The following is a 26,244-nucleotide window of genomic DNA, read 5'->3' on the forward strand; positions in this document are numbered from 1 at the left end:
ATTTAGGGAAAACAGGTTGGACAGTTCAACGTTTACTCAGAATAATTCAAGTGAATTTGTTTGAAAGAAGAACTTTAAAAGCTTTATTTTCACCAGATAAAATACCCATAAAACAAGAGGAAGCTCAAATGAGCTTCCTCTTGTGAAAAATTGTGGGACAGCAATGAGCCGAAGCTTCCTTTTGAGTGACACATTTTAGTCTTGTGCATCAATACTTTGACCATTCATATGTAAACTATCATCGCCCATTAGGTACAGATAGGCAGGCATGATATTTTCAGGTGTTGGCAATGTTTTTGGATCTTCATCGGGATAGGCTTTGGCACGCATTGCAGTGCGGGTCGCCCCCGGATTGATACAGTTAAAGCGGATATTCGGTGAGGTATTTTCTTTGGCAAACAGTTGACTGACCGCTTCAATCGCGATCTTAGACACAGAATATGCGCCCCAACGTTCACGCGTTTCACGTCCGACACCTGAGCTGGCAAAAACCACGGAAGCATGCTCAGATTTTTTCAGGAGTGGCATTAGCTCTTGAGTCATAACGAATGGCGCACGCAAGTTGACAGCCATGACATCATCCCAGACATCGACAGGATAATTTTCCAGTTCTGTGCGCTCACCTAAAATGCCCGCATTATGCAAAATGCCATCTAAGCGCCCAAATTGGCGCTCTAAAGTGTCGACCAATAATTCATAATCACGAGGAGAGGCGCTCGACAGCTGCAAGGGTAAAATTGCAGGTTGCGGCGCACCTAAGCCTTCAATTTCATCATAAATGACTTCGAGCTTATTTAAGGTACGCCCATGCAACACCACAGTTGCGCCGTGTAGGGCATAACTTAATGCAGCAGCACGACCAATACCATCGCCCGCACCTGTAATTAAGATGATGCGATCTTTGAGCAGATCGGGGCGAGGTTGATATTCTGAATATTTCATCATTACCTCCTCGTTATTTTGATTTTTTAATTGTGATCAAGTCAGTGAGTTGGACGGTGTAGTTTGATTCACAAGAGACTGAATAACATCGTCCAATTCAGCCACAGTCTTCACTATACAATCTGCTTGCCACGCTGTTAAGTCATCTTTGTGCGCGAATGGTAAATAACCATAAGCCGCCAAAATGGTATACATCTGCGCGTTACGACCCGCATCGATGTCACGTGGATGATCGCCGACATAAATACAGTCTTGAGGTGCAATCGCGATGTGTTTGGCAGCCAAATACATCGGCTCAGGATCAGGCTTAGTCTGAGAGACATCTTCTGGGCAGACCAAAACAGCACAGCGTTCTGTCAAATTCAGCGCGTTTAATAATGCTTCACTGAGCCAGCGTGGTTTATTGGTGACGATGCCCCAAGGAATCTCTTGGCTTTCAAGTTTTTCAATAAGCGGATACATGCCCGAAAACAGGTCAGTATCTACTGCAATATCGGCACCGTAGGTATCTAAAAAACGCTGACGATGTGCCAGAAAAATCGGGTCTTCGACTTCCAGTTCTGGATAAACCAATTTCACCATCGCCCGTGCACCTTCAGAGACTTGGCTGCGGATCAGGTCTGCATCGACCACAGCGACGCCTTTTTCACGGCACATGTCTTGAATAATGCGAATAAAGTCGGCGGCAGTGTCGATCAGTGTGCCGTCAAGGTCAAATAAGACGGCTTTCATGCAGCGTCTTCTTTGACAGTATAGACCATATAATTGACATCGACATTCGGCGCTAACCAATAACGTTTGGTCAAGGGGTTGTAATGTAAACCCGTCATATCTTTCAGTTTGAGCCCTGCGCCGCGAATATCATGTGCCAGTTCTGATGGCTTAATGAATTTTTGATAATCGTGGGTGCCTTTGGCTAACATGCGCAGGACATATTCAGCGCCAATAATGGCAAACAGGTAGGCTTTGGGATTACGGTTAATGGTGGAGAAGAATACATGACCGCCTGGTTTCACCAGTTTATGGCAGGCTTCAATGATTGAGGCTGGATTGGGTACGTGTTCCAACATTTCCATGCAGGTCACGACATCGTATTGTCCTGCTTGTTCTTCTGCGAGCTGCTCAACTGGAATTTGGCGATATTCGATATGCTCAACACCTTCTTGTTCTGCATGTAAACGTGCCACATTTAGAGGGGCTTCGCCCATATCAATACCGAGCACATCTGCACCACGACGTGCCATACTTTCAGCTAAAATTCCGCCACCACAGCCGACGTCAAGAACTTTTTTTCCATTGAGTCCACCTGCATGTTCATCAATCCAGTTTAAGCGTAGTGGATTGATCATATGTAAAGGGCGGAACTCCGAGTGCTGATCCCACCATATGGCAGCAAATGCTTCAAATTTGGCAATTTCTTGTGGATCAACATTCAGTTGCGACATCGTCGGCACCTCAATTTAAGTCATGATATTTAAAACGTTCAATAGGGCTTAGTGTAGCGTTTATTCTAGAAAAAGCGATAAAAGCCTGAAAAAAGTTCACAGAATGAAAACGAATTTGGCATATTTGATTTATAGTATTTGCATAAACTTATCATAATGATTTTGAGGACAATAAGTTCAATGAAAAAACTCCTTTTGAGTGGCTTAGCAACCGCTGTTTTCGCAATTTCGGGCAGTGCAATGGCTGCAAATTTTGTGGCAGGTCAGGACTATATCGTTGTACCAACACCTGTAAAGGTGGAAGTGCCAGGGAAAATTGAAGTCCGCGAATTCTTTTGGTATGGCTGTGGTCACTGTTTTAAACTTGAACCCCATATGCAGACTTGGTTGAAAAAACTACCGAAAGATGTACGTTTTGTGCGTACGCCAGCAGCCATGAATCCAGTGTGGGAACAAGCGGCGCGAGCTTATTATGTGTCTGAGGCCTTGGGTGTACGTAAAAAGACCCACTTGACGTTATTCCATGCCATTCATGATCAAAATCAACCAATTCTAGAGCAACCTGCTTTAGCCAAGTTCTATACCCAGTTTGGTATTCCAGAAGCGAAATTTAACAGTACTTATAAATCATTTGCGATTACTTCAAAAATTGCACAAGCACAGGACTTAGCCAAGCGTTATCAACTCAGTGGTGTTCCTGCGGTGACGGTGAATGGTAAATATATTGTGCAAGGTGAAGATGCTAAAGTGACTCAAGTCGTGGATTACTTGATTGAAAAAGAACGTGCTGCAAAATAAGCTGAATCTGTTTTAAGTCCTTATTCAGTTAAAAAAGCCTGCTGATGCAGGCTTTCTTATGGGTTAACGATGTTTATTGCGCGGCTGATGCAGGCTGCAGTAAATCCTCATAACGCAGCTCAATTTTTCTTAAGGTTTTTAAGCGCCAAAGTTGATGACGAGCTTCGGCTTCATGGCCATTAAAGGCCAAGAGTTTGGCAAATTTGGTCAAATCATAGGGAATCGGGTAGTTCAGCACCATTTCCTCATAGTCACGAATTTGCTCAGGGCTGACTTTGCTGTATGGATTTAACTGAATCCATTCAATGCGGCGGTTAAACTCCGACAGCAGTAAAATGTGATCTTGATTGGTGAACTTTTCAGGGGTGTGTTCATAACGAGAAGCTTGATTCAGCTTTGGTACCATCAACTCATAGTCACGAATAATCAGTGCGACCAAGACCACACAGACAGTAAATGTGATCGGCATGGCAAAGCTCGGTAAAGTCCATGTTTTTACTTTTTGCTGAGATTGAATAATGCCTAGAATCAATCCGAGTGGCAGCAAGAAATAAGCGTAGAACAACGGAAATTCGAGCATACCGTGAATCAGTAAAGCGCCGACCATCAGAAGTCCAATCACAGATTCGAGCGATGTTGCATGCTTTTGCAGTTGATAGCCCCAATAGCTGAGATAGGCAAAAAATGGAATCGCAATCACTAATCCATTCCACACAATAAAGTCGAGAATAAAGTTGTGCGCACTTTTCACCCAAACAGGGCCTTGGAACTGATCACTGATTAGGGTGTAAGCCACACTGGTTTGATGCCAACCATAGCCAAACCAAGGTCGCTCAGCAATGGCATGGAGCATTTGTTGCCAAATCGCAAGACGTGACATATCGCCCGTTGCCCGTGCAACTGCATCACGGGTTTGGGTCACTTCGACATTAGACAACTGAGCCAACAGGTGATTGAGCTGTGGAATAAACGCAGTGAATGCAATGAACAACGCAAACCATGCAAGGGCACTATACCACTTCAGTTCAACCACACCCTTGTACTGTTGATAGAGCAAATACAGCAGTACGCAAATGCTTGCGACCCATGATGTGCGGGACTGACTCAGGGCTACCGCAAATAACATCAATGCAGCACTTACGCACAGCAGAATCGAGTTGAATTTTTTCTTTTCAAATAGGTACAGTGTGCCGAGTAAGGATAGAATCAGAAAGCTCGCCATATTGTTCGGCTGAGCAAAGTTGGCATAAGGACGATCGCCTTTTAAAGTGGTCATACCGGGAATGTACTGTTCAATATTGAGCCATTGGCAAGTGGCAATGAGCGCTGTTACCAGACCGACCAACCAAAATACACTACACAGACCACTAAATAATTGCTCACGTTCTAAGGGTTTTTGGCTCAGGTTAAAACCTAAAACCATACTCAGCCAGAATGCAAAGATATATAAGCCACACATCAGCGCTTTGCTGAAAAAGAACAGCTCGCCAAAACCGTACTGAATGAAGGGCACGAGGCTCAATAGCAATAGCGGCAGGCTCACTTTTGGGAGCAAGAGTTTTTCTTTTAAAAATAAGGCAGAGAGTGCAAATAAAGATAAAAATGCAAACAATTCACCTGTATAGGTGACCCAAGGTCGATAATGAATGGGCAATAGCCATGCCAAGGCAATACAGACACTCGCCGCTAAAAAAAGAAAAAAACGCATAGGAGCTACAGATGAAAAAACTGGCTCTATGATAGTGAAAAAGCATCCAAGTTTGAGCAAAGCGCATTAAAAAATTTGTAATACGGCAAAAATTGCGTCTGTGAGCGGCTTAATGTAAGGTTGGGTTGGCGTGTTTAGTTTGAGCAGATGGTCGTTGCCAATTGGATATTCCGCGAAACATGAGTTGAATCTGCACGATGGTTTGCAGTTTAAATGCAGCCTGCTGCTGCCGTAGTTTCTCGGGAGCCACATCTCGACTCAAACCAATCCAGCGCATGGCCCAGTTAAAAGAGGCATCCATTAAAATATTGGCCAATACTTTGAGGTCTTCGCTGTCATGAATATGTTGCATGCTTTCAATACGGGTTAATTCATGGGCGAAGTCATCGATTAAAAAGGCAATTTCTCGCTCAACGGCTGCACGGATCAAGGCAGAACCACCCCAACGTTCTCCAATCAAGAAAATCCACTGTTCAGGATGTTGCTCTACAGCATGAAAAAATAAGTCTAGACTGTGCTCAATCGTGGCATGTGGACCATAAACATAGCTTTGTCCCAATTGGGTCAACATACTTTTGATGTGGAGCGCCGCTTGGTCGACCAGTTCAAGTCCCAGCTCATCCAAATCATTAAAGTGACGATAAAAAGCGGTCGGTACTAAACCCACTTGGCGAGTGACTTCACGGAGACTAATGCGACCAAAGGAGCGTCCCGAGGTACTGAGTTGTAATGCAGCATTCAGCAAAGCTTGGCGGCTTTGTTGTTTACGCTCTTCCCGAATCGACATAGATAATTGCCTCAGCCTCTTTTAAGCTTCAGTTTAACAAAGAATATGGATGGGTAGGGAAACAGGCGATCAATTACAAATGCAATGTAGTCAGACAAATGCTTTAGGTCTGCTTCTGCTATACTATGCGCCAACCTATTTAGTCAGATGAAGGGCGTATTATGCGTATCGACCAACGAACATTAGATCAATTACGTGATGTCACCATTACTCGTAACTACACACGTTATGCGGAAGGTTCGGTATTGGTTGAGTTTGGTCATACCAAAGTTCTTTGTACGGCAAGTATTGATAACTCAGTACCACGCTTTTTAAAAGGCAAGGGTCAGGGCTGGGTAACCGCTGAATATGGCATGTTGCCACGTTCGACGCATACCCGTAGTGACCGTGAGGCTGCGCGTGGTAAGCAAAGTGGTCGTACTCAAGAAATCCAACGTTTGATTGGTCGTAGTCTGCGTGCCATGGTGGATTTAAAAAAACTCGGTGAAAACACCATTACCATCGACTGTGATGTGATTCAGGCAGATGGCGGTACACGTACTGCTGCGATCACCGGTGCTGCGGTGGCTCTCATTGATGCGATGAATACGTTGCTTGAGAAAAAGAAAATTAAGCAAGATCCATTAAAAGGCTTAGTGGCTGCCATTTCAGTCGGTATTTTCCAAGATGAAGTGCTTTTAGACTTGTGCTATGAAGAAGACTCAAACTGCCAAACGGATTTAAACGTGGTCATGACCCAAGCCGGCGAGTTTATTGAAATTCAAGGCACGGCAGAAGATAAACCATTTACCCGTGTACAGTGCAATGCCATGTTAGAAATGGCAGAAAAGGGCATTCAAGAATTGGTGAAAAAACAACAGCAAGCACTGGGCTGGTAAGTTTTAACCCAATAAAAAACGCACTTGAGAGTGCGTTTTTTATTGGGTGTCGTTTGAATGCAAACTATTGGAATTAAGCATTAAAACGCATAGAAAGGTCGACTGCTTTGACATCTTTGGTCAACACACCCATCGAAATATAATCCACGCCTGTGGTTGCGACTTCACGTAAATTGGCAATGGTGATATTCCCTGATGCTTCCAATTTACAACGTCCTGCAACATGCTTGACCGCATCAATCATTTGTTGCTGGCTAAAGTTGTCTAACATCACGATATCAGCTTGGGCTTCCAATGCTTGCTCTAATTCCGCCCAGGTTTCAACTTCGACTTCGACAGGTTTGCCCGGGGCAATTTGATGCGCTTTGGCAATGGCTTGGGCGATGCCTCCTGCCGCCATGATGTGATTTTCTTTAATTAAAAAAGCATCGAATAAGCCTAAACGATGGTTTTGACCGCCGCCGACCGCGACAGCATATTTCTGGGCAATACGCAGACCCGGTAGGGTTTTACGGGTATCGAGTAACTTGGTGTTTAAGCCATCGAGCTGTTTGACATATTCCGCAGTTTTGGTTGCTACAGCAGATAGCGTTTGTACAAAGTTGAGTGCAGGGCGTTCAACCGTAAGTAAGCTGCGCGCTGAACCCGCCAGTTTAAAAATGGTTTCATTGGCAAAAACCAGATCGCCATCGTTTTTGAGCCACGTGATTTGCACACTGGAATCAAAAGCCGCAATTAATGCATTGACCCAAGGTTGACCAGCAAGAATCATGTCTTCACGGCTAATAATGGTCGCAGTCGCTTGTTCATCTTCAGGCGTCAAAAGCGCCGTAATGTCGCCATCACCGATGTCTTCTTGTAATGCCTGTTGAATATTCAGTTGAATAGATTGTTCAAGCAGTTGCTGCGATATGCTCATCCGATTGTCCGTATCTTTATAGAAGCCATGAAAATTGCGCAATATATTAGCATTTTTCCTGAAAAAGGCGTGAAAATTTCAGAATCAAACGCTGAGCAATTTGAGAAATGACTGGGAAAGATTTAGCATGAGAGACATTAAAAAAGATTGCCCAAAGGGCGCAATGGGTTTGAGGAATAAAAATATGCAGGTCATTCCGTCGTTTCAAGTGCAAGCAGGGCAACTGCTGGGAGCGAGACAAATTCCATCGCCTAATTTTAACGCACGTCCTGCTGATACTGAGATTCAACTGATTGTCATCCATAATATCAGTTTGCCTCCCTCACAATTTGGTGGCGGCTATATTGAACAATTTTTTCAAAATCAATTGGATTGGTCAGTACATCCATATTTTCAAACTATTCAAGGCATGCAAGTCTCAGCGCATTTACTGATTTTAAGAAGTGGCGAAGTCTTACAATTTGTCAATTTTAATGACCGTGCATGGCATGCAGGACGCTCAAGCTATCTGGCCAAGAAAGAGTGCAATGATTATTCGATTGGCATTGAGCTTGAGGGCAGTGATGACTTGCCTTTTGAAGATGCCCAATATGAAACATTGGTACACGTGACGGCCTGTTTACAACAGGCCTATCCTCAAATTCAACAGCATTTAGCGGGACATTCCGATATTGCGCCAGGACGTAAGACCGATCCAGGCGCATTTTTTGATTGGTTAGACTATCGAAATCGTTTGCAGCAGTTAAAAAGTCAATGAATTGAGAGTCGACAACAACATTAAACAATCAAATATTCGCTGAAGTTTCATTACAATAGCGGCAAATGAAAAACTAGGTGGATACGATGGCGCTGTGGCGGTCAACCGTAATTGTAAGTGCAATGACCATGCTTTCTCGGGTCTTGGGTTTGGTACGAGACATTGTCTTACTAAATGTCTTTGGTGCGGGGAAAGATTTTGATACCTTTGTGGTGGCCTTTCGTATCCCGAACTTCTTCCGTCGGCTATTTGCTGAGGGAGCATTCTCACAGGCGTTTATTCCAGTACTGACCGAATATAAAACTGGGCGTACCCATGCGGAAGTTCAGATTCTGATTAGCCGTGTCTTTGGTTGTTTGATGACCGTTATGACGGCTTTAACCTTCATTGCTATGGTCGCAGCTCCAGCAGTGCTATACATCTATGCACCGGGTTTCCATGCCGATCCAGAGAAGTTCGACCTCGCGGTTTCAATGTTTCGCCTCACCATTCCTTATTTATTGTTTATGTCGTTGACGGCATTTGCCAGCAGTATTCTAAATAGTTATGGTTCCTTTGCTTCACCCGCCTTTTCACCGGTATTGCTGAATGTTGCGATGATTGCAGGAGCATGGTGGCTGACGCCGTATATGGCAGAACCGATTATGGCACTGGGTTGGGCGGTAGTTGCTGCGGGTGTATTGCAACTGGCGATCCAAATTCCTGAACTTTGGCATAAAAAGTTACTGATTCCACCGAAAGTTGATTTTAAACATGAAGGTGTGGATCGCATCATGAAATTGATGCTGCCTGCGCTATTTGGTGTTTCTGTCACGCAAATCAACTTACTCCTGAACACCATTTGGGCTTCGTTTATGCAAGACGGTTCAGTATCATGGTTGTACAGTGCGGAACGCATGACCGAGTTACCTTTAGGGTTGATTGGGGTGGCGATTGGTACGGTGATTTTACCCGCATTGTCGACCCGTCATGCAGAGCAAGATATGTCGAAGTTCCGCGGCATGATGGATTGGGCTGCAAAGGTGATTGTTCTGGTGGGGGTGCCTGCGAGTATTGCGCTGTTTATGTTATCGACCCCCATTATTCAGGCCCTATTCCAACGCGGACAATTTACCCTTGAAGATACACAAATGACGGCTTTAGCACTGCAATGTATGAGTGCTGGGGTGATTTCATTTATGTTGATTAAAGTCTTTGCCCCTGGGTTTTATGCGCAGCAAGACACCAAAACGCCAGTCCGTGTCGGTTTAATGGCCGTTGCCGCAAATGCGATTTTAAACGTGGTGTTTATTGGCTTCTTTAAACTGATTGACTGGCAGGCAGAGCATATGGCTTTGGCTTTAGCCTCTTCGGGTTCTGCTCTGGTGAATGCGGGGATGCTGTATTTCTATTTACACAAACGCGATATTTTCCGTTTTGGTGCACACTGGAAAAAACTGTTTATCCAGTTTGGTATTGCTAACGCCGTGATGATTGCGGCTTTGTGGTATGCATTGACTTGGTATAATGGTGACGTGTCACAGTGGATTCGCGTTGCCGAAGTGATCGGGCTGTGCGTGGTCGGCGTTGTGGCTTATGCGGTTGGTTTACTCCTTACAGGCTTTAGACCACGTCACCTCAAACATGAAGCCTAAAACAAGGTACTTCTTTGTTTTATGCTTCAAAAGACAAGCGAAGCACGTAGTTTAAAAATAAGCAGTGCTTGATTTGAAAATAGATTGAAATTAATAAAAAGCCTGATCACGAAGATCAGGCTTTTTATTTTGTGTATAGCATTGCTTTTACCTTACTAGGTTATTTGGGCAATACTTCAATTAGTTCGACATCAAAAATCAAGGTGCTATTCGGTTCAATCACATCGCCTGAACCAATTTGGCCATAGCCCAGTTTAGCGGGAATAAAGAAACGATATTTTGCGCCTTCTTTCATTAGCTGTAAGCCTTCCGTCCAACCTTGAATCACTTGGCTGACTTGAAACTCTGCAGGCTGTTGACGTGCAATCGAACTGTCAAAAACGGTCTGATCAATCAAGCGTCCTTCATAATGGACTTTGACTTTGCTGTTGGCCTTAGGTGACTTGCCTTGGCCTTGTTGTAAAACCATATATTGCAAGCCTGAAGCCGTGGTTTTCACCTCGGGTTTTTTCGCATTTTCAGCTAAAAAGGTTGCACCAATTTTGGCATTTTTATCTGCCAGTTGTTTAACTTCTAATAACTGTTTTGCCTCGGCTTGGCGTTTATACTGGGTGAGTACACGCGCCATTTCTTCATCGCTTAATGACGCAGCTTGGCCTTTAGAGGCTTCACGTAACCCTTGTACAAAAGCATCGAGATCTAAATCTTGAATTGATTCAGCATTGCTACGACCCATGAGGTAGCCAAAGCTATAACCGACTTGTTGGTTGATACTGCTTTTATTATTAATCGGTGCTGCAAAAACAGGTGTAGAAAGTAACAAGCCACAGAGTAATGTTGTTTGAATTTTCATATTGTATTCTCAATAAAAAGAGGAGAGCAAAAGCTCTCCTTTGATTGACTTGTCTTATTTTACTTTGACCAGTTCAACATCAAAAATAAGCGTGCTGTTGGCTGGGATCATGCCGGGTACACCTTGTGGTCCGTAGCCTAAGTTAGAAGGGATGTAAAGTGTCGCTTTCCCACCTTCTTTCATGAGTTGTAGGCCTTCAGTCCAACCTGGAATCACTTGATTTAAAGGGAACTCAATCGGTTCGCCACGCTCAAGCGAACTATCGAAGACTTTACCGTTGACCAGTTGGCCTTTGTAATGCACGGTCACGACAGAGCTAGCAGAGGGTTGCTTGCCTGTGCCTTCTTGCGTGATTTTGTACTGTAAGCCTGACGCTGTGGTTTTCACCCCAGGTTTTTTCTCATTTTCAGTTAAGAAGCTGTCACTGGTTGTCTGTGCTTGCTTCGCATCATTAGCCTGTTTTTGCTGCATTTCTTCTTGGAACTGCTCATAGGCTTGTTTTAATTCTTCTTCGCTATAGGCAGGTTGGCTACGGGCATGACCGGCACGGACACCCGTTACAAAACTGTTAATATCGAGTTCTGGTGGAGTTTGATGAGCAACCTCATAACCCAGTGCATAGCTAATTTTTTCTACGGCAGATGCATTTTTTGAAACTTGGGCTTCGGCTGAAGCTGGGTGTTGAGATGCATAATAAACGGGAACAAGTGCAGCACCGCCTAGAATAACAGCTACAGCAATGGGTAAGGCTTTACTCATGTGAAATTTTTCCTAATTCTATTACATTCAAAAAGTTTTTTAGCATCTTAGCAGACTTCATGAATGACGTGTTTTGTACCACCAGTACATTTTCAAATTAATATATGCCGAAGTCCTTAAAAAAACTATAAGGATTTGAATATATAAACGTTTGTCATACAAAATAAAAAGCCAGAAATCAAGTTCTGGCTTTTTATCGGTTAGAGAATGTATTTAGTCTGATTCTTTATTGGCTTTATAGGCATAAGCATAGTTATAGCCATAGCCATAGCCTGCACTTGAACGCTGAATATCGTTCAGGATAAAGCCATTCACTTTCACACCAGCTTGTTCGAAGCGATTCAGGGTCAATTCAAGCTCCTTCATCTGCGTTTTCGCATAACGGGCAATCACTAAGTTAACACCTGTGTATTGAGAAATAATGATGCCATCCGTCACTGCTAAGACTGGTGGAGTATCAATAATGACATGATCAAATTTCTCTGACATTTGCTCTAATAAATTTTTGAACTGGTTAGAGCTTAATAGTTCAGAAGGATTCGCAGGACTTTTCCCGCGAGAAATCAAACTTAAACCTGGCACTTCTGTAGGACGAATAACCGTGTCTAAACTTTGTTGACCATTGAGTAACTCTGTTAAGCCAGGTTGTGTTTCGAGATTAAAATACTTGTGTAAATAACCCCGACGTAAGTCTGCGTCTATAATTAATACACGTTTATCGCTTTGCGCCAAAATTGTGGCTAAGTTGGCTGAGATAAAGGATTTACCAACTTCAGGTGCTGGACCTGAAATCGTAATCAGATTATTCCGGGCAGAGCTTAGAGCGAAATGAATAGCTGTGCGCATACTTCTTAAGCTCTCAATAGCGATATCATCGCTATTTTTAACTGCAAGTATAGGAATGGTCTTTTTCTTTTTCAGAATTTTATTTCGGCTTTCTTGCACTAGCGAACGTGGTACAGTGGCATAAACGGGCAGATCCAGATTATTTTCAATTTCTGAAGAATCTTTGATTCCTGAGCGTAGCATGTTGCGCAATAATGCCAAAAGAGTGCCGAGGAAACCACCTAAGAAAATAGATAGAATTAAAATTTGTAGTTTCTTTGGTGCAATCGGTGCAATCGGTTCCACAGCTGTATCAACAATACGAACATTTCCAATCTCGCCCGCTTTTGCAATTCGTAGTTGCTGATATGAGTTTAATAACGCTGTGTAAAGTTGTTGTTTAACTTCAACTTCACGATAAAGTTGTAAATAACGACGTTGTAAGTCAGGTAGCCCTTTTAATGTCCCATTTAATTCCGCAATTTTTTTATTGATCGCCCCCAATTGTGCATTCATTTGCTGCATGACTGGATGCTCAGCAGTATATTTGGCACCAGCTTCAGCCACTTGTTGTTCAAGTTGTGCTTTTTGTGTCTCTAAGGTTACGCTTTGGGTTAAAAATAACTCAGATTCTTTCGTGACATCTACGGTGTTGTATTGTTGGCGAAATTTATTGAATTCACGCTCTGCTACATCAAGTTGTTGTTTCAGCTCTGGTAGTTGTTCATCTAAGAATTTAAGTGTTTGCGCTGTTTCAGCTGAACGACGTTCAATATTTTGTTGGCTATAAGAAACCAGAATAGCATTGAGTACTTGGGTAATATGAGTTTTGTCTGTACCTTGATAATTGAGCCCAAGAATACCTGTTAACTTTCCTTTTTCTGCGACTGAATAATTTGCCAAGATACTATTGACTGCAGCAGGTAGAGATTGTTTTTGAATGAGATAAACATCATTCAGCTGGTCTTGTGTATAAATAGAAATATTCCACAAGCCATCGGCAGTTCGTAGAGTATTAGCTTGGTTCGTTTTGCCTGTTAAAATGACTTGTTCAGTTTGTGTATTCGTTAAACTAAACTGGCTATCTTTAAAGCGAAGTTCAAGGTTTTTATCAAGGAAGTTTGATGGAACATTAAACTGACGGATATCAAAGGATTTAGCATTCTCTTTAAACAGAACAGATGTTTTGCTATATTCGGTCTTATAGTCATGCGGTGATAACAAGCGGTTGGTAAAGCTGTTTTCAGTTCCAGTAATGCAGAGATCCAGATTTAAAGCCTGAATGGCAGAACCCAGCACCAGACGCGATTTTAATAGTTCTATTTCTGCCTGAGCGGGTTGCTTTTGCTCAATCATGCTGGATAGATCACCCAATAAGGCAGCAGAAGTTCCTTTATTCTCTTCGACCTGTACCAGTGCATCGACTGAATAGGTGTCCGGGGTCACTCTTAAATACAGCAATGCGCAGATCACGCTTAAGATGACACAAAGCGCAATCAGCTTCCACTGGGCAATGAGTGAAAAAAATAATTCTTTTAAGTCTATCGTATCTTCAGTATTGCTATTTTGGCTCATAATCTTGATTTCAAATTTAAATATATTTTTTCCAGTCAGCAATACAACTCTGTATTAACTGGCAGGTATCATCAAATACAGCTTGGTCATGCTGATAAGGGTCAGCGATATTCCTGGCTTGCCAGTGCCCCAAACGGAAGGTTTTACCTTTGGCAAAAGGCCAGGTCTGTTCCAGATGTTTTTGTTGGTTTTGACTCATCACCAGAACCAGATCAGCTTGTTTAATCATCTCGGCATTCAGCTTTCGAGCGACATGCGGGCTCATATCAATGCCCAAACTTTGCATGCACAGACTGGCTTTTGCATCTGCTGCATGTCCTACCATGCCCGCAATACCCGCAGATTCAATCTGTAAATGCGGATACTGTTGTTTTAAAAAGTATTCGGCCATAGGACTACGGCAGATATTGCCAATACAGATCACCAAAATACGTTTAATCTGCATTATTGCCCCAAGCGATCCAGGTTATAAAGTGCATTCGAGAATGGAATGATCTGGTTCACGACACGTTGCCAGCGTGCCAGACCTGAAGCATCGACATAGACAATATCATTGCTGCGCATCTTGAACTGGTTGGCCAGACCGAAGTCGGCAATACTGCTTAGATCCATCTGATAAACTTCAGTGTGCACATCATTTGGCTGGCTGCGCACGATATAAATCTTGCTGCGGCTGGCAGAAAGTGGATTTAAGCCCAAACTTTCACCTAATACATCACTTAAACTCATCCCCTGATCGCGCAGTGGTAAGGACTGGTTCTTTCCCGACTCGCCCATGACATAGATTTTTTGATTTTCGCGATTGTTCACATATAAAGTGTCATTTGGCTGGATCAGCAAGTGATGCAGTGAAAATCCTGCTTTTTCCAGTTCTACCGTATTCAGGCTATAGGTCTGCCCCTGACGGACTAGAGTGATGGAAGCATTATTACCCTGTTGTGCGTTGACACCACCGGCCATGCCCAAGGCGGTATAGACACTCACCGGCTGATCGCTGAGATAAAACTGCCCGCCTTTCATGACATTGCCTTGCACTGAATAGCGTTGGCCCTGATAGGACAGAACCCGCACAATCACGTCTGGAGTTTTTAAATAACGGGACAGCTGGCTGCGCAATTCGCGATTGACTTGAGTGAGAGACTTGCCTGCAGCTTGATAATGGCCAATAATCGGAAACTGGATATAACCTTGGGAATCAATCTGATAACCATTGGCTTGGGCAGACTGGTCACTACTAATGCTACTGCTTGGCGGGGTCATTTCCGGATAAGCCCATAAATAGATCGACAGGATATCACCTGTACTCAGACTGTAGCTACGATGTGGGGTGTTAAACAAATGGGCATAGTCTTGTTGAATGTTTTGTACAGCAGGCTGAACAGCCAGCATAGAGTCTTGGGTGAGTTTAATCACATTGACCGACGTACCGAGTTCGGTCTGATAAACACCTTCTACAGGTAGGTCATAAGTTTGCAGACCAGAAGTCACTGCACAGCCAGTCAAAGCGAGACCACAAGTCAGTAAAAAAGCCAGTTGAATTTGTCGCACATGCAATCCCGTTTTTAATATTTAATTCGTTAAATCCGCCATATTCTACCTGAGAAGTCTGATTCTTTTATAACAAAATGTATCTGATTTTAATTGAAAAGTGTATGCGAAATAGAGAGGTGATCTGAATCTTATGAAATTCTTAGGAAAAACATTTTAAAATAAATTTAGCATACTAATTGCTAAATTTTTAACTAAGTCCGACGAAATCCGCTAAGCCTTTAAATATACGATGCCTTTTAATTCGAAGATTATGGCAAACAACCAATTTAGTGGAATCAATAATGCCGATCCCCGTATCTTTTTCTTTAACTTGATAGAAAAAGCTACTCAAATCTTGCAAACAACGGAGCATGATTTCAATAAAGCGGTTGTAGCTAAGAAGTTGAGGAAAAGTGGATTTCCAGAATAGAAGGATCATTTGGCAGTAAAAATATTTGAATAATCCAAACTAGGATTGATGAAATAAAATGACAATATTCATCGCTCCAGACTGACTTTTTCAGCCTGGATTTTTGATCAAAAATTAAAACTTTCTCTAAAGATTCATTAATTTTTTGCTGTAATCGTCCAAAATACAAAATAATTCGGCAATATGATCGATTGAAAAGCATTGTTTTATAATTTTTTTGATAACCGATATGTTGCAAATACAGGTTTTTTTCTACTTTTTATATCGAATTCAGATTAACAAGTTTTTTAATGTCTGCGTAACATCAGAGTATAGTAAAATATTTAGCAAAGTGACCCTAATTTGTCACTTTAGTTTATATTGTTATATTCATCAAAATATAAGGTTTAGATTGATGCTAAAGCTCTCGGAAGTTAAGGTTGCCATTATCGGATTAGGTTATGTCGGTCTACCGCTAGCTGTTGAATTTGGTAAAAAAGTTCCGGTCGTGGGCTTTGATATTCATCAAAAACGTATTGATGAACTTAAATCTGGTAAAGATCACACTTTAGAAGTCTCTTCTGAAGAATTGTTGCAATCAGCACAGCTTAGTTACAGTGCAAATTTAGAAGATTTACAAGATTGTAATTTTTATGTGGTGACTGTGCCAACCCCAATTGATGAATTTAAACAACCTGATTTAACACCATTGGTAAAAGCATCGCAAAGCATTGGTAAGGTGCTGAAAAAAGGCGATATTGTGGTTTACGAATCAACAGTTTATCCTGGTGCAACCGAAGAAGTATGTATTCCAGTTTTAGAAAAAAATTCAGGATTAAAATTCAATCAGGATTTTTATGCAGGCTATAGCCCTGAGCGTATTAATCCGGGTGATAAACTGCACCGCGTTACTAATATTTTAAAAATCACTTCGGGTTCAACACCTGAAGTCGCTGATTATGTGGATCAGGTTTATAACTTGATTATTGAAGTAGGTACACATAAAGCAGCAAGTATTAAAGTTGCAGAAGCGGCGAAGGTAATTGAAAACACTCAGCGCGATGTGAATATAGCTTTAATTAATGAATTGGCGTTGATTTTCAATAAAATGGGCATTGATACCGAAGCAGTCTTGCAAGCCGCAGGCACGAAATGGAACTTTTTGCCGTTCCGTCCCGGTCTCGTAGGTGGTCACTGTATTGGTGTTGACCCGTACTATTTAACTCATAAAGCCCAAGCAATTGGTTATCACCCTGAAATTATTTTAGCAGGCCGCCGTTTAAATGATGGTATGGGTGCTTATGTCGTGACTCAACTGGTTAAAGCCATGTTGAAAAAACGCATTCAAGTTGAAGATGCCAAAGTACTGATTTTAGGCTTAAGCTTTAAAGAAAACTGCCCAGATATTCGTAATACACGCATCATTGATATCGTCAATGAACTCAAGGAATATCACACTCAGATTGATGTCTATGACCCTTGGGTAGATGCTGCTGAGGCTGAGCATGAATATGGTATTAGCCCAATTTCAAACTTAGAAAATGGCAAATATGATGCTGTGATTCTTGCGGTTGCCCACCAGCAATTTAAGGTGATGGGCGCTGATGCAATTCGTGCTTTGGGTAAAGCTGATCATGTGCTGTATGACTTGAAATACGTCTTATCTCAAGCCGAATCTGATCTACGTTTGTAAGGAGCATACCATTATGAATCAATATCAACAGGTATGTGACAAGCTCAAAACTGCACCTAAAACTTGGTTGGTGACAGGTGTAGCAGGCTTTATTGGCTCGAATCTTTTAGAAACTTTACTCAAGCTCAATCAAACTGTGGTGGGTTTAGATAACTTCGCCACAGGGCATCAGCATAATTTGGATGAAGTACAAAGCTTAGTGACTGAGGCGCAATGGGCAAAATTCAGCTTTATTGAAGGTGACATACGTCAGTTTGCAGATTGCCAAAAAGCATGTGTAGGTGTGGATTATGTCTTGCATGAAGCTGCTTTAGGCTCAGTACCACGTTCAATAGCCGATCCAATCACGACCAATGAAACCAATATCAGTGGTTTCTTAAATATGCTCACTGCTGCGCGTGATGCGGGTGTTGCAAGCTTTACTTATGCAGCCAGCAGTTCGACTTATGGTGACCATCCGGCATTGCCAAAAGTAGAAGAAAATATTGGTAAACCACTTTCACCCTATGCAGTGACGAAGTACGTCAATGAGTTATACGCAGACGTATTTGCGAAAACTTACGGGTTTAAAACAATTGGCTTACGTTACTTTAACGTGTTTGGTCAACGCCAAGATCCGAAAGGCGCTTACGCAGCAGTGATCCCGAAATGGACATCATCAATGATTGCTGGTGAAGATGTGTTTATTAACGGTGATGGTGAAACCAGTCGAGATTTCTGTTTTATTCAAAATGTTGTGCAAGCGAATATTTTAGCTGCGACAACGCAAAGCGATGAAGCAAAAAATCAGGTCTATAATGTTGCACTAGGTGACCGCACAACTTTGAATGAGTTGTACAGTGCGATTCAGGCAGCACTTGCGACAAACGATGTAAACTTTGAGCGTGATCCTGTGTACCGTGAATTCCGTGCAGGTGATGTACGTCATTCACAAGCGAGCATTGCCAAAATTGAGCAAGGCTTGGGTTATGCGCCACAGTTTAAAATTGCTGAAGGCATTCAACTTGCAATGCGTTGGTACGTAAACAACTTAAAATGATATTGAACAGATGATTGCGAAAATTTTCGCAAAATATCAGTCCATTGGACTGATTACATTAAGTTTACTGGTCGGTGCGATAATTACATTTATCGCACTTCCTGTTTTAACACGCCTATATTCTGTTGCTGACTTTGGTGCTTACGGGATTGCATTGGCGATTGTCAGTATTTTATCCACGGTTGCCAATTTACGTCTTGATCAAGCATTGTTAATCGCGGACGAGCAAGATAAAAAGAGTCTGATTTTTGAAGGGGCTGCATTCTCAACTGCGATTGCTGTCATTAGCGGCATCGTCATCAGTGCAATTTTAAATGTTGAAATGGCAGGGGCAGTTGCTACAGGTGTGCTTGCCAATACCCTGATTCAAAGTCTGTATAATTATCAGTTTTCAGCACATCAAGAATATTTCTGCGCAGGCTTAAATATTTTTAGAAGTGCTATTGTGGTAGCGGTTCAACTGTCCTTACCGCTCGTGATGCAAATTAGCTTGGTGAACAGTTATAACCTCAGCTCGGTCATTATGATTGTGGCGGTGCTGATTTATTTAGTGAAGCATCAGCTCTATCAAGTGAGTTGGCAGGCATTTAAACATTACAAAGATTTTATTTATGCCAATACATCACATGCCTTGCTGAATAGTTTTTCACATAATTTGCCTTACTATGTGGTGTCGCATTTTGTTGGTGTGCAGGCGATGGGCTTCTATGCCATTGTCGAACGGACTTTGCGTGTTCCGATTAATTTGATTTCGCAAACTTTGCGTCAGTTTTTTATTCGCAAATTTAAAGATGCGCACTCAGGCGAGAATGCATTAAAAGCCAGTGTGCTACTGAGTTTAGTTTCACTGCCCTTATTTGCTTTAGTATTTGTATTGCCTGAATCTTTATATTTATGGGTTTTTGGCAGTGAATGGGTGGGTATTTCAAGCTATTTCCAAATTTTAGCTTTGGGTTATTGGGCGATTTTCTGTAATCCGCCAAGTTCAGCGTTTCTGATTGCTCAGCGCAACAGTCAACTGCTGTTTAAATTGCAGATCGTTGAACTCATGATTAAGTTCGCTTTATTTGCAGGCTTCTATGCTGTCTTTGCTGATAAAGTGTATATGTTACTTGCGGTGCCTGTGGCATTGATTTTCTATAACTTTGCCATTTTATATGTGGTGTGGAGAAACAAAAACTGATGTTTTTTAAAACCTTAAAATACATGAATTGGTTTGCTTCACAGTGCCGTAAAGTGATGTACAACATGGCATTTGGCACAAAATTTCGTTACTTCGGCAAAGCGTGTACCCTAGAGATTAATGGCCAAGTCAAGATCGGCAACAATGTTTATATTGGCGATCATGCCAGCCTAATCGTTGAAAATGGTGCAGTGCTTGAGATTGCTGACAACAGTTTTATTGGTGAAAACTGCTATATCAAATGCTTTGGTGGCAAGGTCTTAATTGGCAAGGATGTCAGCATTAATTCCAAATCGTATATCAATGGCTGTGGTGGTATCACGATTGGCGATAACACCCGTATTGGTACGCAAAGTATTTTGATTGCTAGTAATCATAAATTTGGTGAGCCTGATCTGTTAGTGAAAGATGCAATTACCAAGCAGGGCGTGAGTTTAGGGCAAAATATCTGGCTTGGTGCACGGGTTACGGTACTTGATGGTGTAACTATTGCCGATGACAGTGTAATTGGTGCCTGCAGTTTAGTGTCAAAACCTCTGTCTGAATCAGGGGTGTATGTCGGTATTCCGGCCAAAAAAATCAAATCAGTATAAAGTGCTATGCATATCGTAAAACATATTTTCAGCGTAAAATATTCAGCTTAATTTTCTCCCTTTTGATTTTCTGATTCTGACATAGGTCATGCGTATGGCATTTATGGTTTCTGCTCTTCGACAGCTGTTTGATCTTGCTTATTTTATGGCAAAGGGCAGTGTGGCATATGCACGTAAAAAGGGGGTGAAAATTGGTGAAAACTGCCGAATTTATATTAAAAATTGGGGCTCAGAACCGTTTTTAGTCTCAATTGGTGATCATGTCACGGTGACTTCAGGCGTGAAATTTATTACCCATGATGGCAGTACCTGCTTGGTCAAAGATGAAAAAGGCAAACGCTATCAACGCTTTGCCCCGATTCAAGTGGGTTCGCATGTCTTTATAGGTGTGAATAGCATTATTATGCCGGGCGTGAGCATTGGCTCAAATGTCGTGATTGGTGCAGGTTCGGTGGTGACCAAAGATATTCCTGACCATAGCGTGGCGATTGGTGTACCTGCCAAAGTGGTGAGCAGTTTTGATGACTTCCAAGCCAAAATTCAAAGCACCTGTGCCAGTGATACTGACTTAGCTGGTATTACGGATTATCGTGCGCGCGTGGAACGTGCCATGGCGACTCAAGCCTCAAAAAGCTCGCATTAATATTCTCCCATTTTATAAAATTTAGGTCTTCATATGTTGAATAAAGTCATGTTCTTTTTGCCAAGCTTGGGCGGTGGCGGTGCAGAACGTACGGTCATTCAACTGGCGAACAGTTTTGCTGAACAAGGACTTAAAATTCATTTAGGCGTATGTGACCTGAATGGCGATAAAGCCAAGCTCTTATCCGAAGTGAGTTCTAAAATTGAATTGGTCAATTTTAATTGTGGTCGGGTGATGAATAGCATCACGCCTTTAAAAATAAAAATGAAAGCTGAGCAATATGATTGCTTAGTGGCCACGCAAACCCATACCAATATTGTGGCAGGGATTGCGAAAAAGCTTGCAGGTGTTGCAACACGTTTGATCTTCCGTGAAGTATCTACGCCGTCAAAAAATATGAAGTTGCAAGGCATTGCTAAATTTGTGCTGAAAACTTTGGTGAATTGGACCTACCCCCTGGCACAGCAAGTGGTCTGTGTTTCTAAAGGGGTAGAAGCTGATTTTCGTGAATATTATGGCTATAAAAATAATAATTTGAGTACCATTTATAACCCTGTATTGGACGATGCCTATTTTGAAAAACTCAAAGCGCCAGTCACACACAAATTTTTAAAAGGTGACCATAAAGTGATTTTGGCAGTGGGGCGTCTCACTGAAGCAAAGAACTTTGGTTTTCTGATTCGTTCCTTTAAAGCCTTGCATAATCAGCATCCTGAAACCCGATTATTGATTTTAGGTGAGGGTGAACTGCGTACTGAGTTTGAGGCTCTAGTAGCTGAGTTGGGTTTAAACGATGTGGTGGATTTACCGGGCTTTGATGCTAATCCATACGCTTATTTTAAATATGCATCACTGTTTGTTTTAAGTTCCAATTGGGAAGGTTTGCCTGGAGTACTCATTCAGGCGTTGGCTTCAAAAGTAAAAGTGGTCAGTACCAACTGCCCAAGCGGTCCGATGGAAATTCTAGAAAACTCCAAGTTTGGTTTATTGGTCGAATGCAATGATCAGGCAGGGTTAACTCAAGCCATGCAACAGGCGATTTTTGCAGATTATGTGCAATATCAAGAAGCTGATTTTGAAGCGCATATTCAGCAGTTTCATAAGCAAACCGTACTTAAGCAGTATTTGCGTATGATGGAGTCTGCAGCATGAGCAAACCGTTGATGGTGCATGTGATTACCAACTTTGCAGGCGTGGGCGGTGCAGAGATGATGCTGGCACGTTTGATTCAATACACTGAACACCAATACGAACATGTGATCATTGCTTTAATGAAAACATCAGAGGTGTATCAAAGTACTTTAGATCGTTGTCAGGCGCATTATGCACTGGATTGGAATGGCATCAACACATTGGGTACGGTAAGCAAACTGCGTACATTGCTTAAAAAACTACAGCCTGCAACGGTGCAATGCTGGATGTACCATGCCAATGTGTTGACGAGTCTCAGTGTCATTGGTTTAGCGAGAAAACCCAAAGTTGTGTGGGGTATTCATCATTCGCTTGCTTCTCCCAAAGAAGAGTCGCTGAGTACCAAAGTCGCCCTGGTCATGAGTAAAGTTCTCGCTGCGCAGCCCCAAGGCGTGATTTATTGCGCGCATTCATCCTTGCAACAGCATCAACGCTTTGGCCTGAAAAATAGCAATGCTCAGGTGATTGCCAATGGCGTGTTTCTGGACAAGTTCCAGCCCAATTCTGAACTGCATCAACCGATCAGCATTGGTTTTGCAGGGCGCTATCACAGGGCCAAAGGCTATCCATACTTATTTGAAACCATGGGCTTGCTGAAAGATAAAAACATCATCTTTAAAATTGCAGGCAGCGGGGCGAGCTTAGAAAATCCTGAGGTTAAAGCCTTATTTCATCAGTATCAACTAGATCCTAAAAAAGTCCATTTAATAGAACAAATCTCAGATATGCCTGCTTTTTATCAATCGATTGATGCTTTTCTGATGACTTCGATTACCGAAGGTTTTCCGAATGTGTTGGTCGAAGCGATGGCATCAGGTTTGCCATGTATCAGCACCGATGTTGGCGATTCCAAATATATTGTGCAGGATTTAGGAAGTATCGTTCCACCACGTAATGCGCAAGCTTTGGCGGATGCCATTTCAGCCTATACACAAAAATCAGAAGCAGAAAAACAAAGCTTAAAACAGGCGACGCGTGAACGGGTAGAGGAGAATTTCAGTATTGAAACTGTCAGCCATCAATATATGCAGGTGTGGAGACAAGGTGCATGAAGTTTTTGATGATTTGTAGCTATCTGCCTTCAGCCTTGAACTTTAGGGGGAAACTGTTAGAAGCGATTCATGCTCAAGGTTATGAAATTCATGTATTTGCACCGGACCTGACGGATTTTCCCGATGAATTAAAGCAGTTGCAGCAGTTGGGCTATCAGGTGCATTGCATTCCCATGCAACGCGCAGGCACCAATCCACTGGCTGATCTCAAGCTACTTCACACTCTGTATCAGATGATCCGCCAGATTCAGCCGGATATGGTGCTGAGCTATACCATTAAACCGGTGATTTACGGGACACTGGCGGCATGGCTGGCACGGGTGCCGCATCGTTTTGCTTTAATTACTGGTCTAGGTTATGCCTTTCAAAATGTGGAATCTGGCAAGCGTAGTCTGTTTCAAAAGCTGGTGCATGGCTTATATGCGCAAGCGCTCAAACGTAGCGACAAAGTCTTTTTCCAAAACCCTGATGATTTAAAGCTTTTCCAAGACATGCATTTGCTTGATGTCAATAAACCCACTGTAGTAGTGAATGGTTCAGGGGTAAATGTACAAGACTTTGATGTCATGCCTTTACCGAAAGATGATGCAGGCGTGGTCAAAGCCTCATTCTTGCTCATTGCACGGCTTTTGGGGGATAAAGGCGTGCGTGAATATGCCGAAGCGGCGCACATCATCAAGGCCCAATATCCTGAAACGGAATTTCATCTGGTCGGCTGGATTGATGACAATCCTTCTGCAATTTCACAAGCCGAGCTGGATCGCTGGGTAGCGGATCATACCCTCAAGTTTTGGGGTAAACTGAGTGATGTCCGTCCGGCCATCGCGGCAAGTTCGGTCTATGTATTGCCTTCTTACCGGGAAGGAACCCCGCGTACCGTGCTGGAGGCCATGGCGATGGGTCGTGCCATTATTACCACCGATGCCCCGGGCTGCCGTGAAACGGTGAGCAATGGCGTAAATGGCTATCTGGTGGCTGTTAAATCGGTCGAAGATCTGGTGCAGAGCATGCAGTACTTTATTGAAGATCCCCAGCTGATTGCCTATATGGGACAGCGTTCCCGTGAAATGGCACTCAATAAATATGATGTGCATCAAGTAAACCGACATATGCTGACAGAAATGCAGATCATTGCTAAGCCATGACCGAGATGAATCGGGTGGACAGGATAAATAATTCAGAGATGGTCTTATGATTGTGAAATACATTAAAAGTGACTTGTATCGCTATACTGGAAAGATCAGCTTTAAACTCTTTTTAAAAACTATTTGTTTAATCGTAGTTTTAACTTTTCAGTCTGGTTGCGACTCGCCAGCGCAAAATCCATTTGGGCAAAATTTGCCTATCCCATTTATTATTACAAGAAAAAGCAATATGGCATTGATATTCACATCACCACAAAGATTGGCTATGGCTTGTATATCGGTCATGGTGGGCCATTGGTAGTCAATCCTTCAACCGTCATTGGGAATAATGTAAATTTGTCGCAATTTAGCACCATTGGTGCGAATGGGGGGCGTCAGGCTGCCGAAATCGGCGATAATGTTTATATCGGTTCTCAGGTCTGTATTGTGAACCATGTTAAAATTGGCTCCAATGCAACGATTGGCGCGGGCAGTGTCGTCACCAAGGATATTCCAGAAGGTGCCACCGCTGCGGGCAATTATGCAAAAGTGTTGCATATGAACAATCCGGGTGGATTAGTGAATAGACGTTGGACTGATCTTTAATATATATAATGAGTGAAATGAATGTTAAAGCGTGTTCTGGATGTGGTGATTGCTTCGACGGCCTTACTGCTGCTGTCTCCAGTCTATTTTTTTGTGGCCTATAAGGTACGTAAAAATTTAGGCTCACCGGTCCTGTTCCGTCAGGTACGCCCGGGTCTGCATGGCAAACCCTTTGAAATGATCAAGTTTCGCAGCATGAAAGATGCAGTGGATGAAAACGGAAATCCATTACCCGACAGTGAACGTTTAACGCCCTTTGGTCAAATGCTGCGTGCCACCAGTCTGGATGAAATGCCGGAACTGTGGAATGTGATTAAAGGTGAGATGAGTATTGTCGGGCCACGTCCATTGTTGATGGAATATCTGCCTTTATATAATGCTGAACAGGCCAAACGCCACAATGTCCGTCCGGGGATCACGGGCTATGCACAAGTGAATGGCCGTAATGCCATTTCATGGGAAAAAAAGTTTGAGCTTGACACATGGTATGTCGAAAATCAGTCGCTTTGGCTCGATTTTAAAATCATGCTGAAAACCATCAGAAAAGTGCTGGCCAAGGATGATATCAGCACGGAAGGTGAGGCAACCATGAGCAAATTTACCGGCTCTGCGGAACATAAAAATGACTAAACTGTTTGCGATTTATGGGGCATCGGGCTGTGGGCGTAGTCTCATGCCGGTGGCACGGCAGCAATTGGCCCGTGAACAAGACAGTTCTGAAATTGTCTTTATTGATGATGCACAGACTGCCATCACCACGGTCAATGCTCATCGTGCCATGAACTATGCCAGCTTTCTGGCTGAACCCGCTGCGCAAAAACAGGTGCTGATTGCAATTGCTAATAGCCAGGTCCGTGAACAAATCGCCAATCGCCTGGAAGCCGATGGTATTCAGCTCTGGTCGGTTATGGCAGATAATGTAGTGCTGATGGATGATGTCCAGATTGCAGCTGGTGCAGCCTTGAGTCCATTTGTGACTATTACCTCGAATATTAAAATTGGAAAATGCTTCCACGCCAATTTATACAGCTATGTCGAGCATGATTGCGTGATTGGGGATTTCGTTACCTTTGCACCAGGGGTAAAATGCAACGGCAATATTCATATTCAAGACCATGCCTACATTGGGGCTGGTGCCATGATTAAGCAGGGCACATCTGAACAACCTCTGGTTATTGGTCGTGGTACGATTGTCGGTATGGGCGCCGTGGTGACCAAAAGCGTGCCGGCTGGCGCTACCGTGGTGGGCAATCCGGCGCGTATCGTTGAATCCAGATAGAATTTAAAGCTAGGAAAATTCC

The 26,244-nt window shown here is 42.8% G+C and carries 25 protein-coding genes and 3 pseudogenes; 16 read left to right on the forward strand and 12 right to left on the reverse strand.

The features are described from left to right. Positions 1-146: pseudogene (locus AXW61_RS17465) on the forward strand (IS4 family transposase); the annotation flags it as partial. A 49-nt stretch (positions 147-195) separates the two neighbouring features. Here the strand turns inward: AXW61_RS17465 and AXW61_RS01085 are convergent. From AXW61_RS01085 to ubiG, 3 genes are read right to left on the reverse strand one after another with little or no spacing between them, the layout of a single operon-like run. Beyond that, on the reverse strand, positions 196-942 hold the full coding sequence (locus tag AXW61_RS01085) for a YciK family oxidoreductase (RefSeq protein WP_005401600.1): 747 nt from the start codon (positions 940-942) through the stop codon (positions 196-198). 36 nt (positions 943-978) lie between these two features. Then, positions 979-1,674, reverse strand: coding sequence for an HAD-IA family hydrolase (locus tag AXW61_RS01090; protein WP_062031522.1), 696 nt, complete (start codon positions 1,672-1,674; stop codon positions 979-981). Next, positions 1,671-2,387, reverse strand: a complete 717-nt coding sequence (ubiG, locus tag AXW61_RS01095) for a bifunctional 2-polyprenyl-6-hydroxyphenol methylase/3-demethylubiquinol 3-O-methyltransferase UbiG (RefSeq protein WP_062031525.1) — start codon at positions 2,385-2,387, stop codon at positions 1,671-1,673. The genes AXW61_RS01090 and ubiG overlap by 4 nt, the downstream gene beginning before the upstream one ends. A gap of 180 nt (positions 2,388-2,567) precedes the next feature. Between ubiG and AXW61_RS01100 the strand changes: the two genes are divergently transcribed. After that, on the forward strand, positions 2,568-3,185 hold the full coding sequence (locus AXW61_RS01100) for a thiol:disulfide interchange protein DsbA/DsbL (protein ID WP_062031529.1): 618 nt from the start codon (positions 2,568-2,570) through the stop codon (positions 3,183-3,185). A gap of 73 nt (positions 3,186-3,258) precedes the next feature. Here the strand turns inward: AXW61_RS01100 and AXW61_RS01105 are convergent, their stop codons facing one another. Beyond that, on the reverse strand, positions 3,259-4,893 hold the full coding sequence (locus tag AXW61_RS01105; protein WP_062031532.1) for an O-antigen ligase family protein: 1,635 nt from the start codon (positions 4,891-4,893) through the stop codon (positions 3,259-3,261). 109 nt (positions 4,894-5,002) lie between these two features. Next, positions 5,003-5,680, reverse strand: coding sequence for a TetR family transcriptional regulator (locus AXW61_RS01110; RefSeq protein ID WP_062031535.1), 678 nt, complete (start codon positions 5,678-5,680; stop codon positions 5,003-5,005). A 161-nt stretch (positions 5,681-5,841) separates the two neighbouring features. Here AXW61_RS01110 and rph point away from each other — a divergent pair, with 161 nt between their 5' ends. Next, entirely contained in the window at positions 5,842-6,558 is a 717-nt protein-coding gene (rph, locus tag AXW61_RS01115) for a ribonuclease PH (RefSeq protein ID WP_004684198.1), read from the forward strand. Between the two features lie 73 nt (positions 6,559-6,631). On the opposite strand, the gene nadC is transcribed toward rph, so the two are convergent. Next, positions 6,632-7,477: a carboxylating nicotinate-nucleotide diphosphorylase gene (gene nadC, locus AXW61_RS01120; protein WP_058952450.1), complete on the reverse strand. Its 846-nt coding sequence runs from the start codon at positions 7,475-7,477 to the stop codon at positions 6,632-6,634. Between the two features lie 184 nt (positions 7,478-7,661). Between nadC and ampD the strand changes: the two genes are divergently transcribed. Both ampD and murJ read left to right on the forward strand, forming a co-directional pair. Then, positions 7,662-8,234 carry a 1,6-anhydro-N-acetylmuramyl-L-alanine amidase AmpD gene (gene ampD, locus AXW61_RS01125; protein WP_062031539.1) on the forward strand — a complete coding sequence of 191 codons (573 nt, stop codon included), beginning with the start codon at positions 7,662-7,664 and terminating at the stop codon, positions 8,232-8,234. Between the two features lie 77 nt (positions 8,235-8,311). Beyond that, positions 8,312-9,868, forward strand: coding sequence for a murein biosynthesis integral membrane protein MurJ (gene murJ, locus AXW61_RS01130; RefSeq protein ID WP_171254035.1), 1,557 nt, complete (start codon positions 8,312-8,314; stop codon positions 9,866-9,868). A 160-nt stretch (positions 9,869-10,028) separates the two neighbouring features. Here the strand turns inward: murJ and AXW61_RS01135 are convergent, their stop codons facing one another. From AXW61_RS01135 to AXW61_RS17045, 6 genes and pseudogenes are all read right to left on the reverse strand, one after another. Continuing rightward, on the reverse strand, positions 10,029-10,721 hold the full coding sequence (locus tag AXW61_RS01135; RefSeq protein WP_062031543.1) for an FKBP-type peptidyl-prolyl cis-trans isomerase: 693 nt from the start codon (positions 10,719-10,721) through the stop codon (positions 10,029-10,031). Between the two features lie 54 nt (positions 10,722-10,775). Then, entirely contained in the window at positions 10,776-11,480 is a 705-nt protein-coding gene (locus AXW61_RS01140) for an FKBP-type peptidyl-prolyl cis-trans isomerase (protein ID WP_062031546.1), read from the reverse strand. Between the two features lie 213 nt (positions 11,481-11,693). Then, a complete protein-coding gene (locus AXW61_RS01145) occupies positions 11,694-13,880 on the reverse strand; it encodes a polysaccharide biosynthesis tyrosine autokinase (RefSeq protein ID WP_062031549.1) in 2,187 nt (728 codons plus the stop codon). Between the two features lie 16 nt (positions 13,881-13,896). Further along, positions 13,897-14,325 carry a low molecular weight protein-tyrosine-phosphatase gene (locus AXW61_RS01150; RefSeq protein WP_062031551.1) on the reverse strand — a complete coding sequence of 143 codons (429 nt, stop codon included), beginning with the start codon at positions 14,323-14,325 and terminating at the stop codon, positions 13,897-13,899. Beyond that, positions 14,325-15,428, reverse strand: a complete 1,104-nt coding sequence (locus tag AXW61_RS01155) for a polysaccharide biosynthesis/export family protein (RefSeq protein ID WP_155858656.1) — start codon at positions 15,426-15,428, stop codon at positions 14,325-14,327. The genes AXW61_RS01150 and AXW61_RS01155 overlap by 1 nt, the downstream gene beginning before the upstream one ends. A gap of 211 nt (positions 15,429-15,639) precedes the next feature. Continuing rightward, positions 15,640-16,032: pseudogene (locus AXW61_RS17045) on the reverse strand (transposase); the annotation flags it as partial. A gap of 202 nt (positions 16,033-16,234) precedes the next feature. Here AXW61_RS17045 and tviB point away from each other — a divergent pair. The 11 genes and pseudogenes from tviB to AXW61_RS01215 all read left to right on the forward strand — a co-directional run bounded on the left by tviB (position 16,235) and on the right by AXW61_RS01215 (position 26,222). After that, the gene (gene tviB, locus AXW61_RS01165) at positions 16,235-17,512 is read left to right on the forward strand and encodes a Vi polysaccharide biosynthesis UDP-N-acetylglucosamine C-6 dehydrogenase TviB (protein ID WP_062031560.1); all 1,278 of its coding nucleotides are present in this window, start codon (positions 16,235-16,237) and stop codon (positions 17,510-17,512) included. Between the two features lie 13 nt (positions 17,513-17,525). Next, positions 17,526-18,551, forward strand: a complete 1,026-nt coding sequence (locus AXW61_RS01170) for an NAD-dependent epimerase/dehydratase family protein (RefSeq protein ID WP_062031563.1) — start codon at positions 17,526-17,528, stop codon at positions 18,549-18,551. 10 nt (positions 18,552-18,561) lie between these two features. Continuing rightward, positions 18,562-19,734: an oligosaccharide flippase family protein gene (locus tag AXW61_RS01175; RefSeq protein WP_062031566.1), complete on the forward strand. Its 1,173-nt coding sequence runs from the start codon at positions 18,562-18,564 to the stop codon at positions 19,732-19,734. Further along, positions 19,734-20,327, forward strand: a complete 594-nt coding sequence (locus tag AXW61_RS01180) for an acyltransferase (protein WP_062031568.1) — start codon at positions 19,734-19,736, stop codon at positions 20,325-20,327. The genes AXW61_RS01175 and AXW61_RS01180 overlap by 1 nt, the downstream gene beginning before the upstream one ends. A gap of 94 nt (positions 20,328-20,421) precedes the next feature. Further along, positions 20,422-20,970 (forward strand): acyltransferase, encoded by a 549-nt coding sequence (locus tag AXW61_RS01185; RefSeq protein ID WP_062031783.1) that lies wholly within the window; start codon positions 20,422-20,424, stop codon positions 20,968-20,970. A gap of 33 nt (positions 20,971-21,003) precedes the next feature. Beyond that, the gene (locus tag AXW61_RS01190; RefSeq protein ID WP_062031571.1) at positions 21,004-22,122 is read left to right on the forward strand and encodes a glycosyltransferase; all 1,119 of its coding nucleotides are present in this window, start codon (positions 21,004-21,006) and stop codon (positions 22,120-22,122) included. Beyond that, the gene (locus AXW61_RS01195; protein WP_062031574.1) at positions 22,119-23,213 is read left to right on the forward strand and encodes a glycosyltransferase; all 1,095 of its coding nucleotides are present in this window, start codon (positions 22,119-22,121) and stop codon (positions 23,211-23,213) included. The genes AXW61_RS01190 and AXW61_RS01195 overlap by 4 nt, the downstream gene beginning before the upstream one ends. Further along, positions 23,210-24,358, forward strand: coding sequence for a glycosyltransferase family 4 protein (locus tag AXW61_RS01200; protein WP_062031576.1), 1,149 nt, complete (start codon positions 23,210-23,212; stop codon positions 24,356-24,358). Before AXW61_RS01195 ends, AXW61_RS01200 begins: the two co-directional genes overlap by 4 nt. Before the next feature lie 46 nt (positions 24,359-24,404). After that, positions 24,405-24,943: pseudogene (locus AXW61_RS17870) on the forward strand (DapH/DapD/GlmU-related protein). 21 nt (positions 24,944-24,964) lie between these two features. Beyond that, the gene (locus tag AXW61_RS01210) at positions 24,965-25,573 is read left to right on the forward strand and encodes a sugar transferase (RefSeq protein ID WP_062031579.1); all 609 of its coding nucleotides are present in this window, start codon (positions 24,965-24,967) and stop codon (positions 25,571-25,573) included. Next, complete coding sequence (locus tag AXW61_RS01215; protein WP_062031582.1) at positions 25,566-26,222, forward strand: NeuD/PglB/VioB family sugar acetyltransferase; 657 nt, start codon at positions 25,566-25,568, stop codon at positions 26,220-26,222. The genes AXW61_RS01210 and AXW61_RS01215 overlap by 8 nt, the downstream gene beginning before the upstream one ends. The last annotated feature ends 22 nt before the right edge of the window (positions 26,223-26,244 follow it).

Source organism: Acinetobacter sp. BMW17, from assembly GCF_001592855.1.
Lineage (GTDB): Bacteria > Pseudomonadota > Gammaproteobacteria > Pseudomonadales > Moraxellaceae > Acinetobacter > Acinetobacter johnsonii.

Coding starts and splice junctions, on each gene's coding strand:
- AXW61_RS01085 (WP_005401600.1), bottom strand. CDS start 942: ATGAAATATTCAGAATATCAACCTCGCCCCGATCTGCTCAAAGATCGC.
- AXW61_RS01090 (WP_062031522.1), bottom strand. CDS start 1,674: ATGAAAGCCGTCTTATTTGACCTTGACGGCACACTGATCGACACTGCC.
- ubiG (WP_062031525.1), bottom strand. CDS start 2,387: ATGTCGCAACTGAATGTTGATCCACAAGAAATTGCCAAATTTGAAGCA.
- AXW61_RS01100 (WP_062031529.1), top strand. CDS start 2,568: ATGAAAAAACTCCTTTTGAGTGGCTTAGCAACCGCTGTTTTCGCAATT.
- AXW61_RS01105 (WP_062031532.1), bottom strand. CDS start 4,893: ATGCGTTTTTTTCTTTTTTTAGCGGCGAGTGTCTGTATTGCCTTGGCA.
- AXW61_RS01110 (WP_062031535.1), bottom strand. CDS start 5,680: ATGTCGATTCGGGAAGAGCGTAAACAACAAAGCCGCCAAGCTTTGCTG.
- rph (WP_004684198.1), top strand. CDS start 5,842: ATGCGTATCGACCAACGAACATTAGATCAATTACGTGATGTCACCATT.
- nadC (WP_058952450.1), bottom strand. CDS start 7,477: ATGAGCATATCGCAGCAACTGCTTGAACAATCTATTCAACTGAATATT.
- ampD (WP_062031539.1), top strand. CDS start 7,662: ATGCAGGTCATTCCGTCGTTTCAAGTGCAAGCAGGGCAACTGCTGGGA.
- AXW61_RS01135 (WP_062031543.1), bottom strand. CDS start 10,721: ATGAAAATTCAAACAACATTACTCTGTGGCTTGTTACTTTCTACACCT.
- AXW61_RS01140 (WP_062031546.1), bottom strand. CDS start 11,480: ATGAGTAAAGCCTTACCCATTGCTGTAGCTGTTATTCTAGGCGGTGCT.
- AXW61_RS01145 (WP_062031549.1), bottom strand. CDS start 13,880: ATGAGCCAAAATAGCAATACTGAAGATACGATAGACTTAAAAGAATTA.
- AXW61_RS01150 (WP_062031551.1), bottom strand. CDS start 14,325: ATGCAGATTAAACGTATTTTGGTGATCTGTATTGGCAATATCTGCCGT.
- tviB (WP_062031560.1), top strand. CDS start 16,235: ATGCTAAAGCTCTCGGAAGTTAAGGTTGCCATTATCGGATTAGGTTAT.
- AXW61_RS01170 (WP_062031563.1), top strand. CDS start 17,526: ATGAATCAATATCAACAGGTATGTGACAAGCTCAAAACTGCACCTAAA.
- AXW61_RS01175 (WP_062031566.1), top strand. CDS start 18,562: ATGATTGCGAAAATTTTCGCAAAATATCAGTCCATTGGACTGATTACA.
- AXW61_RS01180 (WP_062031568.1), top strand. CDS start 19,734: ATGTTTTTTAAAACCTTAAAATACATGAATTGGTTTGCTTCACAGTGC.
- AXW61_RS01185 (WP_062031783.1), top strand. CDS start 20,422: ATGGCATTTATGGTTTCTGCTCTTCGACAGCTGTTTGATCTTGCTTAT.
- AXW61_RS01190 (WP_062031571.1), top strand. CDS start 21,004: ATGTTGAATAAAGTCATGTTCTTTTTGCCAAGCTTGGGCGGTGGCGGT.
- AXW61_RS01195 (WP_062031574.1), top strand. CDS start 22,119: ATGAGCAAACCGTTGATGGTGCATGTGATTACCAACTTTGCAGGCGTG.
- AXW61_RS01200 (WP_062031576.1), top strand. CDS start 23,210: ATGAAGTTTTTGATGATTTGTAGCTATCTGCCTTCAGCCTTGAACTTT.
- AXW61_RS01210 (WP_062031579.1), top strand. CDS start 24,965: ATGTTAAAGCGTGTTCTGGATGTGGTGATTGCTTCGACGGCCTTACTG.
- AXW61_RS01215 (WP_062031582.1), top strand. CDS start 25,566: ATGACTAAACTGTTTGCGATTTATGGGGCATCGGGCTGTGGGCGTAGT.